Genomic DNA, 13,999 nt, shown 5'->3' with positions numbered 1-13,999 from the left:
TGACCACACCAGCCGACCAGGCTGCGTGACTACCCACTGTCACCTATCGGTGCAGCAGTCCCGGATCGCCACCGCGAGGAGTCTGCACGTGCATCATGCGCCGAGGGCGGGTGTGTAGGCGTTGATCAGTGAGCGTGTCAGTTGCTCACCGCGAATGACGATCGCATCCAGGTCGCTCTTGGTCATCGCCGCGAAGTTCGTGGGATAAGCGTGCACCGTGCCTCGTGGGATCAGGTCGGCCATCGGGGTTGGGAGCCGGTCGTCATGCATGCCGAGGTAGACATGAAGAAATCCCTTGATCTCCGCTGCCTCTCCAATCGAGTGAATTCGGCTTCGCGCAGCGTCCTGCGACTTCGTGTGAGTGATGTCGAAGCTCTGCGCGAGTCGTCTAGTGAGGAAGCGAGCTGGCGTTTGTTCACCGCGACCTCGACCAGCATCGACCGCGATGATGTAGTCGAGGTCGTAGACATGATGGCTGTAGCGGGTAGACCGACCGGGCAGCAGGGGCGCGAGGCCGAGGTTGTCGTAAACACCGCCGTCGGTCATCGCCAGCTCTTCGTCGTGGCGCGTGCCATCGGTTCGTTGAAACACGTATCGCCGATGCAAGGCGGGTAGCAGGACGGGGAAGGCTGCTGAGGCTGCGACGGCATCGGCCACGGGCACCTCATCAACGATCCGCCCGTAGGGGGAAGAGGCGCTGAGGGCGCTGCCGAACCTGACGGCGTTACCGGTTCTCATGTCGGTCGCAGAGATGACAGTGTCCAGGCCGGCGTGCCTGACCTCGGTCATCTTCTGGGCGCCGAAGGGGCGCGAGGCCAGTGCCTCAACCAGCGCGTCCGTACGGGAGTACGAGCGACCTTGCCGAGTGCCGAGAGCACGCATTGTGCTCAGTGTTGCTCGCCAGGCGGCGCGTGGAGTAAGTGCCCGGCGCGCCAGTTCGGCTTGCAGGCCCCTTCGGAGCAGAGCGGTGACGGTGTCGTCGAACTCATCGAATCGCTGAGGTCCGTACGCCCACATTGCGGTCAGGAGGCTGCCGCCGCTGATGCCTGACACGACATTGACCTTGTCGAGGACGTCGCGGTCGTGGAGGGCTCGGAGAGCACCGAGGCCGAATGCTGTGGCGCGGAACCCTCCCCCGGAGAGGGCAAGACCGATCTTCGTAGTCATCGGTCACCACCTGGAGCTTCTTGCTCCTCTTCGTCAGAAGTTCTCTGGCTCGGGTAGGCGTAGCCGCCGGGGAACCACGCACCCGGCGAGATGAGATGGAGTGCCATCGGCGTCTCAGGTCGGGTTGTGGTCGCGCGGCTCACCACGCGCACGTAGAGATCCGGCGGTGTTCCTGTCTCCAACCAGCTCCGCCAGGTTCTTCCCCTGCCACCGAGAATCAGCATGACGGCTCTGCGCCCAGTGCCGTCGGGCGACACGATGTCGGCCATACCGTCCTCGTCGGTGGGGCTTGGGGCGGCGAGTCCGTGCGGATGGGTATGCCACATCCCGACGAATCCGATCCGATCTACGGTCGCGGTGCGGATGCTCGTGACGATGTCCTGGGTGCCCTCGATGCCGTGGTCGAAGTACGCGGCTGACAGGTGGCTGTCGGGCGATGGGCCGGTAGCGGCATCGATGTAGACGGTCTGGGTGGCTTCGTCGAGGCTGCCCAGGATCATCCCACCGGTCTCGACTCGCGTCCCTCGTACTCGTAGTCCTCGCCGTGCCTCGGTGCGCATCTCGGCGAGCGCCCGTTCGCTGATGCGGACTTCATATTCGCCGGTGTGGTCCGTAAGTGTGATGTCGTTCTGCCAGATCAGCGGCACGGGGCGGATGCCTGATGCTGTGGGCGCAAGATCACAGCCGATCGCGGACATCGGTGCTGTGTTCGCGTCGGCAACGGCGACGAGGGCGGCGGAGAACAGCGCGGATGCAAGCGACGTGACTTCGCTTGCTGCGCCGGTGAAGGTTGGTGCTGAGCAGCCTGGCTCTGGGAAGAACCGATCAGTGCGCGGCGGGTTCGGGAACAGGTCTTCTGCGATGGCGCTCCAGCCCGCTGGCGGGTTAGTGACGGTCTCGATGGCAACGCGCCGCAGAATGTCGTGGCCACTTCCGGTGGCGCCCGGCATCGATACCGTGGCGATGCCTCGCTGCGCGGTGTGTCCGAACAGCGCGCTGATCGTCGGTGGCCATTGTCCGCGTGTAGCCGCATGTGCTCGTTCGATCCCGACCCGCACTCCCACGTCGGCCGTCGCGTCGATGATGAGGTCGTACTGGAGCAGAGTTTCAGGGGCCGAGAGCGTGCCAGTCACGATATTGTCCCGCGCGCTCGTGACCGTGAGGTCCCGGCGGATACGAGCCAGCCTCTGCGCCAATCGTTCGGCCTTGTTGTAGCCGATGTCCGCGTCGTCGTACGGCTGCCTGACCAGGATTCCGGGTGTGACAACGCCCTTGTCGACGACGTGCAGTTGCGCCGCTCCGGCGCGTACGCAGTGTTCAGCGATCGGTGCCCCGAGTGCTCCGCAACCCAAGATCAACACTTTGCGCCCGGCGAGCCACTGGGCGGGGGATCCGGAGTCGCGGCGACGTGTCACCTCCGATCGGGCCTCGTGAATGACCATCCACTGAATCTTGGCGAGACCTAGCCAGGTGTCCGCCAGGTCTCGCACCCGTTGGGTGAGTTCGACGTGTTCCGGGCTGACGTCTTGGAGCAGATCGGTGATCTGCTCACCAAGGTCGTCCAGGTGCCAGGCCGTGATGTGGGCCAGTGGCTGCCCGGGTTCGAGCCTGCGCGCGGGAGTGCCGAGCAACATCATGGCGGGTACGGCGCCGTCTCCGTCGAGTGCGACACCAACTGCATTATTGATGGTGCGAGCGTTCACGAGGGCCCTGAGCAGTTCATCGCGGCTGTACCCGTAGGTGTCGAGAGCCGCGGCGAGGGCTTCCGCTGTGCCGGGGTACTCCATGTCGAGGGTGTCGCTGATCAACACCAGCGGAGCGACGAAGAGCGCAGTGCCGCGGTCGTCGCGCGCTGGCAGTTCGTCAGCCACGAACCGTTCGTATATTTGCTGGCCAGTCAGCCACTCCAGGACATCGATCCGTTCGCCGTACTGTGCGCACCAGGCGTATAGAAGGCGCACTCGCGCAGAGTCGGGTTCCGCTTCCGCCCAAGGAACCAGGTCGCCCAAGTCGGGGCGAACAACTACCCAGCCGTTCTTGTACGAGCTGTACGCGACCGGCGGATGCAGCGGCTGGCCGGCCGGATCGAGTTCGCCGGCCGCGGCACGCTGCAGCCACAGGTTGAGTCGCGCGATCAGACCGCGCATCCCGTCCGCAGGATTCCACTCCACGGAAGGAGCCGCATACAGACACAGGACGCGCCCCCACTGCACATGTGGCGTCCCCGCCCAGCGGCGGTGCGTGACATAGACGTCCGGGTGCAGATACGGAAAGGACGAGCCGACCACGATCTCGAATCGTTCGCGGGCGCGCACGCGGATGCCCGACTCACTCGTCACGATCCCGGACGTATCGAGTGAGACAGTGAAGGTGGTCAGGCCCTTCTCATCGTTCTCGACCTCCAGTAGCTGAATCGCACCACCGCTGACTTCGGCGAGGTCGGAAAGTTGCCGGTGGGCCAGCTCGCTCAACGACCGAACCCGACCGGCGTCTCCGGGGCGCTGTTGCCACCTCGGTCGGCAGCAACCGCCGCGTCAACACGCTCCGGGCCGGCACCCGAAGGCGCAGCGCTGGCTGTAGCGGCTGGAATTGCGTTCCCGACAGCGACAGCGGCTGCTGTGATGGCAGCGAACCTGCGACCAGTCGCAGAAGCTGCGAGCTCGACCTTGGCCTCGGTCGCCGCGCTGCTGACGAGGTCGCCCCGAATGACCCGTGCGCCAGCCGCGTCGACACCGAACACGACCGGAGACGGCGCTGCCTCATCGACCCACGACATAGTGCAGATGACCTCGTCCGCGATCTCTGCGTACCGGTCTGCCGCCATCCTATGCGGCGGGTTGTGTCCGTCCACGTCCACGTCGGGAAACACGGCGCTGCTGCAGACGACGGCTCCGTTCGGGCGGGCGTTGCGCTCGAACGCGTTGAGCACATCCATCTGGAGCTGTTCGTTGCCGTCAAGATCCTTCTTGTACATCACGCGCTTGGAGCAGTGGTGAGGTGCCAGAAGCAGATCCCAAGAAAGATACTGCTCACGGTAGTAGTACTCGCTGTAGTTGAAGATCTTCATGATCGTGTCGTGAGCCAAGTCGCCGAACAGCAGCACCTTGCCGTCAATACCCGTCTCGTCCGTCAAGGTGACCTGCATGGACAAGGATGTCTCGTTCCGCGCCGCCGCCGCATCGTCCTTGAACGGCGCATGGATGAATGCCTCAAACACGCCCGCACGCTCGTGCCCGTCAAGCACGGTCAACGACTGGCCCGGCCACGCCAGGTACGCCTCCGGCAGCTCGTCATAGGCGTGGGAGCTGTGTTCGTCGTCGTAGCCGATAACACGGATACGATCACCACTTTCAGGGACACCTGCAGCGTTCACGGCATCCATCGTTGCCGCGATGCGCCGCTCTGACTCCTCCCGGAACGCAATCGCGTCGTTGCACAGTTCCGGCGCGTCCGGATCGTTGTACTCACGCCACAGCCGAGGGGTCGACCACAACTCGCCGATCCTGACGCGCTCCAGCAAGTCCGCGAAGCCCAGACAGTGGTCTTTATCAACGTGCGTCAGCGCGAAGGTCGCCAAGTACGGCACACCGTCCACCACCGGCAACGCGTCAACGAGCCGGTCAACCACCGCAACCTCCGGCGTGGCCTCGTCATTTGCCTTCGCCATGTCGTGCAGATCGACCTGCAGCACGACAAGATCGTCGATGACTACAGTCGTGCTGTCACCGGTCCCAACCGGCCAGAACACCACACCACGGGCTGGAAGCCCCTCAGACTGGTACATGTGCTGCCTCTCCGCCGGAGTTCGTCGGGCGCGACTCCAGGCTTGTGATAAGGCTAGCCGCGGGCACCGACATCATGACTGCGGCGGCAGAGCGAACCACGACCCAAGGTGCGGGAATGGGTCGTCTCAGTCGAGATTGAAGAAGTCGCGGATCAGGTTCGTGAGATGAGTCGGCTCGGCGATCGTCACCTGGACGGCGCCGGTGAACACTTGGTTGTAGCCTCGGGCGGTCGCTGTCCAGGTGCCTTGTATCTGCTCGGGCGCCTCACCGCGGATGAGGAGAACCGCCTCACCGTCGTCTGTTTGGAAGGTTGCCTCCGGGCGGAGGTCTCCGACGACAACTTCGACATCGACCGAGCCGGTCGTCTTCCAGGAAGCGTCGGGTGGCACGTATGGACGGGGCGTGTAGGGCTGGGATGCGATCGACGCCGCGAGGCCGGCGGAGTACCCGGTGTGGAGGCCGAGGTCTCGTTTTGTGGGGCCCCATTTGCGAGGTGGAGAGGGCAGCTTCAGGTCTCGCCAGTCGGGTCCGTCTCCGTAGCCTTGGCGCTCTTCGGCTTCAACGGCGCCGTCGAGGTGCAGCTTCACTTCTACGTCGTGCAGGAACGTCTGGGTCTTGTTGACGACGGTTACCTCGTTCCCGGGCAGGGCGTGGACGGCGAACAGCTCGACAGCTTCTGCCCATGCGGCGCGGAACCGTTCCTCCCAGGCATCGATCTCGGCGCGGTACTCATCCTCCGAGCGCTTCTCCGGCTCTTCCGTGGCGGTGAAGGCAGCAAGCTGGCTCGCGGCCGATGTCTGGTCCGCGAGGAGGCGCGAGAGAGCAGACGAGGCTCCCATCGCCGCGCGGAAGCCGTCGGATGACCCCATCGCGAATCCGGTGGCTGGCGACTGCTTGGGTTCCGGTTTTGGGAGCGCCGCGAGGAGGCGTTGGCGCGCGTTGGTGATGAGGTCGTCGACGGTCTGCTCGTCGATGATGAGGGGAACGACGGTGCCGACGACCGCGACATCGAGTTCGACGGGGGCTGGCGGGCGTGAGGCTCCGCGTGCCATCAGCAGATCGAGTTCATCGGCGTTTGCCTCGCGGGTCTCGCCGTCGCCCCGGTAGTAGGTGCGCCCGCTTTGGAGTCCTTCGCCGTTGGATCGGCAGATGAACGGTGGCTGACCTACCTGCGGTGGGTCGACGAGGATGACCAAGACCTGGTTCGTCGAGCCTTTCACCGGGACGCGCACGACGTCCCAGTGAGGGCCGGCCGCGCCGAGGAACGGCTGAATCACCTGGGACAGTGCGAGCATCTCGATCGGCGGTATGCCTTCGATGCCCTGCTTGGTGATGCCGACGATCATCACGCCGTAGCCCTCGAAGGCTTCAGCGGCGCGATCGGGCAACCGGTTCGCGGCGCCGAGGATGAACTTCGCCACCTTGGCCTTGTTCACTTTCGTCGCGAGGTCGGGCGGCCCCTTCAGTTCGAGGTAGTGACGTTCTGCGAGATCGCCGGTGTCTGCGACGGCAGTGACGAGCTGGGCGGCGGCCAGCTCGCCGCGTGGTGCCCGAGTGAGGTCGATGGCGCCTGTCCGGTCTTCGTTCGTGCTCATACGGCCTCGATTCTGCGTGGTGCGGGCGCTGAGCGGCCTGTCGTCGTGCGCATCAGCTCTGCACCCGACCGCGTGCGCGATCGCGAACCTGCTGGCGCAGTCTCGCCCGTACCTCGTCGTGGATGGTGGTCGATGTCTGTTCCGCAGTCTCCACGGACACCACGAGCGCGTATCGCACGGTCTTGCCGGCGCGTAGCCGTTGAGCGTCGTCCATGCACTCGACGTGGATCGGGAAGGTGCCGTCGTCGCCGAACACCATCGTGCGGGTGCCCTGCACGATCTCGTGTTGGAGGCTTCCCCGTCTGACCGAGTTGGGTTCGGCGTCGATCCGCTTACCACCGGCGAGTTGCATGTCTGGCGTGGCGAAGTAGACCTTGGCGCCCCGGTAACGGTTGAGCTGGCCGACGGTGGGGACCATGTAGGCGAGGGTGATGGTGAAGCGGTGCCACTCTGCGCGTGCACGAAGCGAAGGCGGCAGCGGCAGCTCGTAGGTGTGGCGTTGGTCGCGTGCGATCAGTCCCCCGCCGACCAGCACTGCCCTGTTCGTGGCTGCGGTTCCGAGCCGGTCGGTGTCGAGCCGGCCGTAGCCCAGGAGCGCGGTCAAGTGGCGGCGGGCTTGCTGGTTGGTGAGGCCGAGTTCGCGGCGCAGTCGCGCCTCCCATTCGCCCCAACTGCTGGCGTGGGCGAGGAGGGCTCTCACGAGCAGCGGGTGGTACTGCGGGTCCGGTAGCGGCGCGTCTTCGGGATCGTCGGAGCCGGCTTCGAGGATGTCGTACAGGCGGCTGGCTTCGCGGGCCACCAACGCGGTCGCGTTGCTCGTGCCGACGGTGAAGACGGTGTTGTTCGTTGCGCCCGCTCGCCCGGGCGCGGCCACTTGCAGGCCTGGCCCGGTCGCTGCGGTCGAAGCCAGTTCCACCGCGACGGATTCCTGCCCACCGGAAGGTGTGACAGGGCGGGCGTAGAGTGCCCTGCCGCCGATGTGGTGCAGGTCGGGCTTGACTGAGCGGTCAACGCCGGGTCCCGTCGAGCCGTAGTGAGCTGGGCCGTCCTGGTGGGTGATGTCCCAGGCGGTGTCCGGCACCTCAATGTCGCCGAGTCCATCGCTGTGGGTGGCGCCGATGGTCAGTGCGTTGAGGGCGTCGCCTGGAGGGAGGATGCCTCGCAGCAGTGCGGCGTCGTAGACGGACCGCAGCACGGCGGATCGTGCCGAATCGGCGGTGCTGATGGCATCGGCCGGGATCGTGAGCGGGCCGAGGTGGTTGCCGGCGCTGACGATGAACAGCAGGTTGTAGGAGTGGGCCAGCCAGTCGAGTAGCCGTCCGACGGGGCTCATCCGGCGCACGAGCGCTCGGGCTTGCGCACCGATGGAGAGGTTGATGATGCGCACGCTCGGCGCGACCGGACCCCGACCGGCCTCTCCTTCGACGATTCGCTTGACCGCGCGGTGCAGCAGATCGGTGAGCAACCGGTCCGGGAGGATCTGCTCGTGTCCTGTCATGAACTCGTGGGGTCGCATGATGGGCCGGACATACAGGGGCCGGTCGAGCGGTTCGCCGTCGGCCGAGAGGTCACCGTGGATGATCAGGGAGGCCATCGCGGTGCCGTGGTGGCGCGCGGCCAGCGGGTAGTTCTCGCCGAGCCCGTCGGGGTCGTCGACTACCAGCCGGCCGGCGAGGGCGTCGTGGTTGGGAAACGGCAACCCGTCCAGAAGGGCGACCCTGGGCAGGCCGTCGGTGCGTTCTCCGGGAGGCAAGCGGACCTCGCTGACCGGTTCTGTGGTCGGCGGTGCGACGCTCATGGGAGTGAATGGGTTGACGAACATGACTTCGTCGGTGGTAAGCAGCCGGATCGACTCGGCCTCGTCGGCCAGCAGCGCGTGAACCTGTTGGATAGGCAGTTCCGCGAGCAGTGCGTGGTAGCTGATCTCGCCGATCTGGGAGCGGTCGAGCACACGGCCGCCACTGCCGGAGATGACCTGCTCGACATGTGCCTGTGCTGTGGCGCGCTGTGTGGCGTCGCGGCGGTACCACAGCTCGACTTCGACCATCACGGTGCTGACGGACTGACCGACGACGTCGAGGTTCTCCTGCCATTGCTCGCGCAGGCCGGTCTCTCGGATGCGATCCTCTGCTCCCCACCGTCGGATCGCGGTGAGCTGTTGGAACGCGGTCTTGAACTTGCCCAAGCCGTAGGCGAACGACGCTGACGGGTCTGCTTGCCAAGCGTTGAACAGGCGCAGGAGTTCGTCGATCGCTTTGGCGTTCGACATCATCAGGTACAGGGAGTGCTGGACGGGCTTGTCCGTGCGACCGCTCTCGGACTCGGTCATGTGGAAGTCGTCGTCTGGGTCGGACCGGTCGCCGATCAACTCGGACAGGAACTCCAATCCGTCGATCTGGTCGATCGCGTTGCGGAAGTCCTTGATGCTGCCGGCGAGGTCGAAGACGACCACCAACGCCGGATCGACCTCGTCGGGTGTGTCAGCGGAAAGACGCGCCCGCTCGTCGTCGAACGCTGCACTCAGCTCCCCGAACTGCGGCGTCAGCCGCTCCCCCTGCCGACCGGCGTTGGGTTTGGACAAGCGCGGCATGTCCCGGGGCGTTTGCGTAGGCCGATCTACCACCGTTGGCGACCCAAACGCCAGGAGCGGCCGGCGCTCCGCGGTCATCCCGCCGCCTGATCTCGCCTGTGCTCAAGACGTTCTTGGACGATCCGCCGAAGGTTGCTGTCGGGGAGTTCGAGCACCGCTCTGCGGCGCACGTCCAACGCGAACTCTTCCAGCTCGGAGAAACTCGCTCCCGCGAGCTTGTCCGCTAGGGTCCGGGGGGCGAATCCGAGGTCGCCACCCAAGCGGGCGGCGAGGCGTTCCAGGAAGCGGGTGGCCTGTGTACGACTGGGCGGTTCGAGTTCAGCGCGGATCTGGAAGCGTCGCCATGCTGCCCGGTCGAGAAGTTCGCTGTGGTTGGTCGCTCCCACCAGCAGAACGTGCGGGGGAAGCTGGTCGATCTGGAGCAGCAGAGTCGAGACAACCCGCTTGATCTCCCCGGTCTCGTGCTCGTCGGATCGTTCCTTGGCGATGGTGTCGAGTTCGTCGAAGAACAGCACGCAGCGGCGGGTGCGGGCGAACTCGAAGGCGTTGTCGAGCCGCGCGGCGGTCTCGCCCAGGAAGCTTGATACGACCCCTTCGTAGCGGATGACGTAGAAGGGCAGCATCAACTCCGAGGCGATGGCCTCGGCGACGCTGGTCTTGCCGTTGCCCGGCGGGCCGGACAATAGCAGTCGATTTCGGGGTTCGATCCCGTAGCTGCGCAGTAGCTCGGCGCGCTTCTGCTCCTCGATCAGCTCGGTGACGACCCGGTGCGGGACCGGGGCAAGCTCCAGCTCGTCCAGGCGTCGATGAGGAACGATCTCTTGCACCAGGTCACGCATGGCTGCGGCGCGGTCATCACGTGGGGCGCTCTGTCCGGTGGTGGTGATCAGCTCGGACAGACGGTCGGCGACGAGGTGGTGCTGGTTGGCTCGCTCCTCAGCGATCACCGCTTCGACGAGGACGCGGAAACGATCTCGATCGCCACGGCGCTCGGCCTCGACGAGGTCGAGAAGCAGGTCCGCACGCGCCATGGTCTGCCTCCCTCAGTCGCCCACCTTCATGTCCTGCCTACTTTACCGGTGGCGGCTCCGAGGCTAGCGAGCCTCGCCGACACGGCCGCTACGCTGAGGATCGCAAGCCCCGGTGGACCCTCTGACCTCGGTCACGTCGCCGGGGCTCAGTCCTTCTCGCTCACAGGATCGGGCCGTGCTGGCTCCCGGTAGGTCTCGGCAGACTCGTCCGCCCGGCGCTGGGCTCGTGACTGACCGACCTCCTGCAAGGTGAGCCGGATCAGGACCTCGCAGAGCTTGTGCAGATCGGGTGGGTCGCGATGCACCGCGCGGACGGAGAAGTGCCGTTCGTCGTAGCGGCGCCGGGCGGTCCTCTTCACGTACTTGCCCATCGGACGCTCCCCTACGCCGTGACCATCGACCGATGGTCGGCGCGATGCTCGCGTCGCCGCTCGACGTGTTCGCGCACTTTGGCGCGCAGCAGCAGGACCAGGCTGACCGGTCCCATGATGGTGAACTTCATGGCGTTGTAGATGAAAAGCAGCACGAGCAGGTGCAGCCAGCCAGGGCCGGCGTCCTCGATGAGCTGCACGCAGATGCTCGCGGTGTACAGGTACGGGATGGCCAGCAGCATCGCCGGGAGCCCCCATCGCAGACCGCGGCGAGTCCGGATGGCGTCGAGCAGGATGTTGGTGGGCATGTAGCGGCGCAGGAAGTACCGAGCGCGGACGCTGAGGGCCCAGATGAGTCGGAACATGGACAGTCCTCTCCAAGGGTTCGGCGACAAGAACCTGAAAGGACCGCCCGTTTCCGGGAGAGTCATACCGTCGCGACGAGCGACAGCGCATATAGAGGCCGCCTCAACCTCCACTTTACGACGTGGCGGCGACACCGGGAAGGGCATCGGTCAGAGCGAACGCCCGAGCGGCTCTCGCCCCTGCGACCGCTTCGGCGCGGCACCCGCGAGGGTGGCCAGATTGCGTGCGCGGTCGAGCGCCGTCTTCGCGCGGGCGGCGTCGATCTTCTGCACCGCGGTCTCCGGGGTCGGCCCGAGGGGCGTGTCGTCGGTGATGCCGTACCGGTCCCGGTAGGCCGCGACCGTGCGCCCGTGGTGTCGCCACGCAGCGGCCTGTTGCTGGTCACGGGGTGGCTCGCTGGATCGCCCCGGGATGGGTGGAGGGCTTGATCTCCCCAGGAGGATGGAGTCATGCCTGCACCGAGGAAGTATCCCGATGAGATTCGTCAGCGAGCTGTGAGGCTGGTACGCGACCGCTTGGCGGGTGAGCCGGGGTTGCCGGTCTCTCGTGCCTGTCGGCTCGTGGGTGAGCAGCTGGGTATCAATGGCGACACGTTGCGCAACTGGGTCCAGCGCGAGCGGGTCGATGCGGGCGAGCTGCCGGGTACCAGCGGCGCTGACGCCACCCGGATGGCGGAGCTGGAGAAGGAGAACCGTGAGCTGCGGCGAGCAAACACGATCCTTCGGCAGGCGAGTGCGTATTTCGCTCAGGCGGAGCTCGACCGCCGCTGAGGGACGTCGATGCCTTTATCGACGAGCACCGCGACGAGCACGGGGTCGAGCCGATCTGCACCGTCCTGGCCGAGGCCGGGGTCCAGATCGCCCCAAGTTCGTACTACGCCCGTAAGTCCCGACCGCCCTCGTCGCGGGCTTGTCGTGACGCAGTGCTGGACGAGCGTCTGGTCGCGCTGCACGAGGAGAACATGGGCGTGTACGGCACGCGGAAGATGTGGAAGGCGATCAACCGGGCCCACCCGCACGATCCGGTCGCTCGGTGCACCGTTGAGCGCCGGATGCGCGCGCTGGGCCTGTCCGGGGTGCCCAACGCTCGCTCGACTCGCACGACACGCCCCGCACCACCTGGCGTCCACGAGCCGCGCGACCGCCTCGAGCGTGACTTCACTGCGGCAGCACCGGATCAGCGGTGGGTCGCTGACATTACCTATGTCGCGACGTGGGCCGGGTTCGTGTACGTCGCCTTCGTGATGGACCTGTTCGCCCGTCGCGTCGTCGGGTGGCGAGTGTCCCGTTCGCTGCGCACCGATCTGGCGCTGGATGCCCTCGAGCACGCGATCTGGACCCGCTCGCGCGATCAACGAGACCTGTCGAAATTAGTCCATCACAGCGACAAGGGAGCTCAATACCTCGCCATTCGCTCCACCGAGCGCCTCGCCGAGTCCGGGATCGAAGCCTCGGTCGGTTCGACCGGGGACTCCTACGACTGTGAGCAGAATTAGGGGCTGCCTGGCCGGAACCTGACCCTTGCTTACGACTGGCCACGGTGCCTTGGCGTTGATCTGTCGGCGCCGGCCAGGTGGCGATCAACGCACACACCGGCTGGCCGGGAGGGCGGTGACCGAATAGGGGCCTGATCGCCAAACCTGACCCATCGCAGTCCTGTCCTACCCGCCCGACCAGCTGGCTTCGACAACCCAGCCAGATCGGAAGGGCAGCCATGAACAGCATGACCGTCACACCCACCGAGCCGGTAGCCAGCCGGCAGATCATCATCGGCGTCGACACCCACAAGTACGCCCACGTCGCCGTCGCGATCGACCACCTCGGCGCCCGACTCGCAGCACAACACGTCGCCGCCAACCGTGAGGGCTACGCGCAACTCGAAGCCTGGGCAGCCGCGTTGGCCGGCAACGGCCGAGTCATCGCCTACGGCGTCGAAGGCACCGGTAGCTACGGCGTCGGCCTGGCCAGCTTCCTGCGTCGCACCGGCCACCGCGTCATCGAGGTCAACCGCGGCGATCGCCGCAGCCGACGCAACAACGGCAAGAGCGACACCCTGGACGCCGAGGCAGCTGCACGGGCCGTACTCGGAGGGCAAGCCAAGGCAGTCCCGAAGTCTGCCGACGGCACCGCCGAGATGATCCGGCAGATAAAGATCGCTCGCGACACCGCACGCAAGGCGAAGACAAGCGCGATCATCACGCTCAAAGCGCTCATCGTCACCGCACCCGCGGACCTACGTGAGCACCTCGCCGGCACGTCCGACAAGGTCCTCATCGACAGATGCGCGTCACTGCGTCCAGGCGCAGTGAACTCCACAACTGCCAGCGCCAAGCACGCGTTGCGGACACTCGCGAAGCGCTACCAGGCGCTCGAAGCCGAGATCCGCGAGCACGACACGATCCTCGACGACCTCACCCGGTCCCACGCGCCCACTCTGCGCGAAGGCCTCGGCATCGGCGCGGACACTGCTGCCGAAGTGCTCATCGTCTTCGGCGACAACCCTGAGCGAGTCCACTCCGAAGCCGCCTTCGCCAAGCTCTGCGGGACCAGCCCGGTCCCAGCCTCCTCGGGCATGACGAACCGGCACCGGCTCTCACGAGCTGGCCACCGCGAAGCCAACGCAGCCCTCTACCGGGCCGTCATCGTGAGGATGAGATTCCATGAGCCGACCATCAAGTACGTCGCCCGGCGGACCGCCGAGGGACTGTCACAACGCGACATCATCCGCTGCCTGAAGCGCTACCTCGCTCGCGAGGTCTACCAGGCCGTCATGACCGATCACCGCGCCAGGCAAGCCTTACCGACCTCAGCCAGCCAGCAAACTCTTGACCTATAGGGGGCGTCAACGCCGCCGCAGAGGCCCTGAACAAGCTGTACAAGAAGGAACTCATCTGGCGACAAGGACCGTGGCGCGGCCTCGACGACGTCGAGCTGGCAACCCTCGAATGGGTCGACTGGTACAACATTTCACGCCTTCATGGTCGCTGCGGCGACATCCCGCCGGCCGAGTTCGAAGCCGCCTACTACGCTGATGGGACTGCTGCACCGATAGGTGACAGTGGGTAGTCACGCAGCCTGGTCGGCTGGTGTGGTCC

The 13,999-nt window shown here is 65.9% G+C and carries 11 protein-coding genes, 2 pseudogenes and 1 other annotated feature; of the genes and pseudogenes, 4 read left to right on the top strand and 9 right to left on the bottom strand.

Annotation, left to right across the window (positions count from 1 at the left end):
- Positions 1-93: 93 nt before the first annotated feature.
- The 9 genes from B9B60_RS16560 to B9B60_RS17810 all read right to left on the bottom strand — a co-directional run bounded on the left by B9B60_RS16560 (position 94) and on the right by B9B60_RS17810 (position 11,177).
- Positions 94-1,167, bottom strand: a complete 1,074-nt coding sequence (locus B9B60_RS16560) for a patatin-like phospholipase family protein (RefSeq protein WP_084453180.1) — start codon at positions 1,165-1,167, stop codon at positions 94-96.
- Complete coding sequence (locus B9B60_RS16555; protein WP_084453178.1) at positions 1,164-3,638, bottom strand: ThiF family adenylyltransferase; 2,475 nt, start codon at positions 3,636-3,638, stop codon at positions 1,164-1,166. The genes B9B60_RS16560 and B9B60_RS16555 overlap by 4 nt, the downstream gene beginning before the upstream one ends.
- The gene (locus B9B60_RS16550) at positions 3,635-4,951 is read right to left on the bottom strand and encodes a ComEC/Rec2 family competence protein (RefSeq protein WP_084453176.1); all 1,317 of its coding nucleotides are present in this window, start codon (positions 4,949-4,951) and stop codon (positions 3,635-3,637) included. The genes B9B60_RS16555 and B9B60_RS16550 overlap by 4 nt, the downstream gene beginning before the upstream one ends.
- A 126-nt stretch (positions 4,952-5,077) precedes the next feature.
- Positions 5,078-6,547 (bottom strand): hypothetical protein, encoded by a 1,470-nt coding sequence (locus tag B9B60_RS16545; RefSeq protein ID WP_084453174.1) that lies wholly within the window; start codon positions 6,545-6,547, stop codon positions 5,078-5,080.
- A 52-nt stretch (positions 6,548-6,599) separates the two neighbouring features.
- On the bottom strand, positions 6,600-9,137 hold the full coding sequence (locus B9B60_RS16540) for a S8 family peptidase (RefSeq protein WP_234993912.1): 2,538 nt from the start codon (positions 9,135-9,137) through the stop codon (positions 6,600-6,602).
- Between the two features lie 74 nt (positions 9,138-9,211).
- Complete coding sequence (locus B9B60_RS16535) at positions 9,212-10,168, bottom strand: AAA family ATPase (RefSeq protein ID WP_084453171.1); 957 nt, start codon at positions 10,166-10,168, stop codon at positions 9,212-9,214.
- A 146-nt stretch (positions 10,169-10,314) separates the two neighbouring features.
- On the bottom strand, positions 10,315-10,539 hold the full coding sequence (locus B9B60_RS16530) for a hypothetical protein (RefSeq protein WP_084453169.1): 225 nt from the start codon (positions 10,537-10,539) through the stop codon (positions 10,315-10,317).
- 11 nt (positions 10,540-10,550) lie between these two features.
- Positions 10,551-10,904: a sulfate permease gene (locus B9B60_RS16525; RefSeq protein WP_084453167.1), complete on the bottom strand. Its 354-nt coding sequence runs from the start codon at positions 10,902-10,904 to the stop codon at positions 10,551-10,553.
- Positions 10,905-11,054: 150 nt separating this feature from the next.
- Entirely contained in the window at positions 11,055-11,177 is a 123-nt protein-coding gene (locus B9B60_RS17810; RefSeq protein WP_327078603.1) for a hypothetical protein, read from the bottom strand.
- Between the two features lie 177 nt (positions 11,178-11,354).
- On the opposite strand from B9B60_RS17810, the gene B9B60_RS16515 reads away from it, so the two are divergent.
- The 4 genes and pseudogenes from B9B60_RS16515 to B9B60_RS16500 form a co-directional block, all read left to right on the top strand.
- Positions 11,355-11,675, top strand: a complete 321-nt coding sequence (locus B9B60_RS16515) for a transposase (protein WP_084453165.1) — start codon at positions 11,355-11,357, stop codon at positions 11,673-11,675.
- Positions 11,639-11,770: a sequence feature (AL1L pseudoknot), on the top strand. (Overlaps the previous gene by 37 nt.)
- A pseudogene (locus tag B9B60_RS16510) lies at positions 11,672-12,385 on the top strand (IS3 family transposase); the annotation flags it as partial. Its footprint overlaps the feature before it by 99 nt. The gene B9B60_RS16515 and the pseudogene B9B60_RS16510, both read left to right, overlap by 4 nt.
- A 233-nt stretch (positions 12,386-12,618) precedes the next feature.
- A complete protein-coding gene (locus B9B60_RS16505; protein ID WP_084453161.1) occupies positions 12,619-13,740 on the top strand; it encodes an IS110 family RNA-guided transposase in 1,122 nt (373 codons plus the stop codon).
- A gap of 8 nt (positions 13,741-13,748) precedes the next feature.
- A pseudogene (locus B9B60_RS16500) lies at positions 13,749-13,970 on the top strand (integrase core domain-containing protein); the annotation flags it as partial.
- Positions 13,971-13,999 lie beyond the last annotated feature (29 nt).

This window comes from Janibacter indicus, from assembly GCF_900176385.1.
GTDB lineage: Bacteria > Actinomycetota > Actinomycetes > Actinomycetales > Dermatophilaceae > Janibacter > Janibacter indicus.
Note: the sequence above shows the minus strand (reverse complement) of the source record. Positions and strands in the feature narration are given on the sequence as shown.

What these genes read in the sequence shown, in the direction of transcription:
- B9B60_RS16560 (WP_084453180.1), bottom strand. Translation starts at nt 1,167, where the DNA reads ATGACTACGAAGATCGGTCTTGCCCTCTCCGGGGGAGGGTTCCGCGCC.
- B9B60_RS16550 (WP_084453176.1), bottom strand. Translation starts at nt 4,951, where the DNA reads ATGTACCAGTCTGAGGGGCTTCCAGCCCGTGGTGTGGTGTTCTGGCCG.
- B9B60_RS16545 (WP_084453174.1), bottom strand. Translation starts at nt 6,547, where the DNA reads ATGAGCACGAACGAAGACCGGACAGGCGCCATCGACCTCACTCGGGCA.
- B9B60_RS16540 (WP_234993912.1), bottom strand. Translation starts at nt 9,137, where the DNA reads ATGCCGCGCTTGTCCAAACCCAACGCCGGTCGGCAGGGGGAGCGGCTG.
- B9B60_RS16535 (WP_084453171.1), bottom strand. Translation starts at nt 10,168, where the DNA reads ATGGCGCGTGCGGACCTGCTTCTCGACCTCGTCGAGGCCGAGCGCCGT.
- B9B60_RS16530 (WP_084453169.1), bottom strand. Translation starts at nt 10,539, where the DNA reads ATGGGCAAGTACGTGAAGAGGACCGCCCGGCGCCGCTACGACGAACGG.
- B9B60_RS16525 (WP_084453167.1), bottom strand. Translation starts at nt 10,904, where the DNA reads ATGTTCCGACTCATCTGGGCCCTCAGCGTCCGCGCTCGGTACTTCCTG.
- B9B60_RS16515 (WP_084453165.1), top strand. Translation starts at nt 11,355, where the DNA reads ATGCCTGCACCGAGGAAGTATCCCGATGAGATTCGTCAGCGAGCTGTG.
- B9B60_RS16505 (WP_084453161.1), top strand. Translation starts at nt 12,619, where the DNA reads ATGAACAGCATGACCGTCACACCCACCGAGCCGGTAGCCAGCCGGCAG.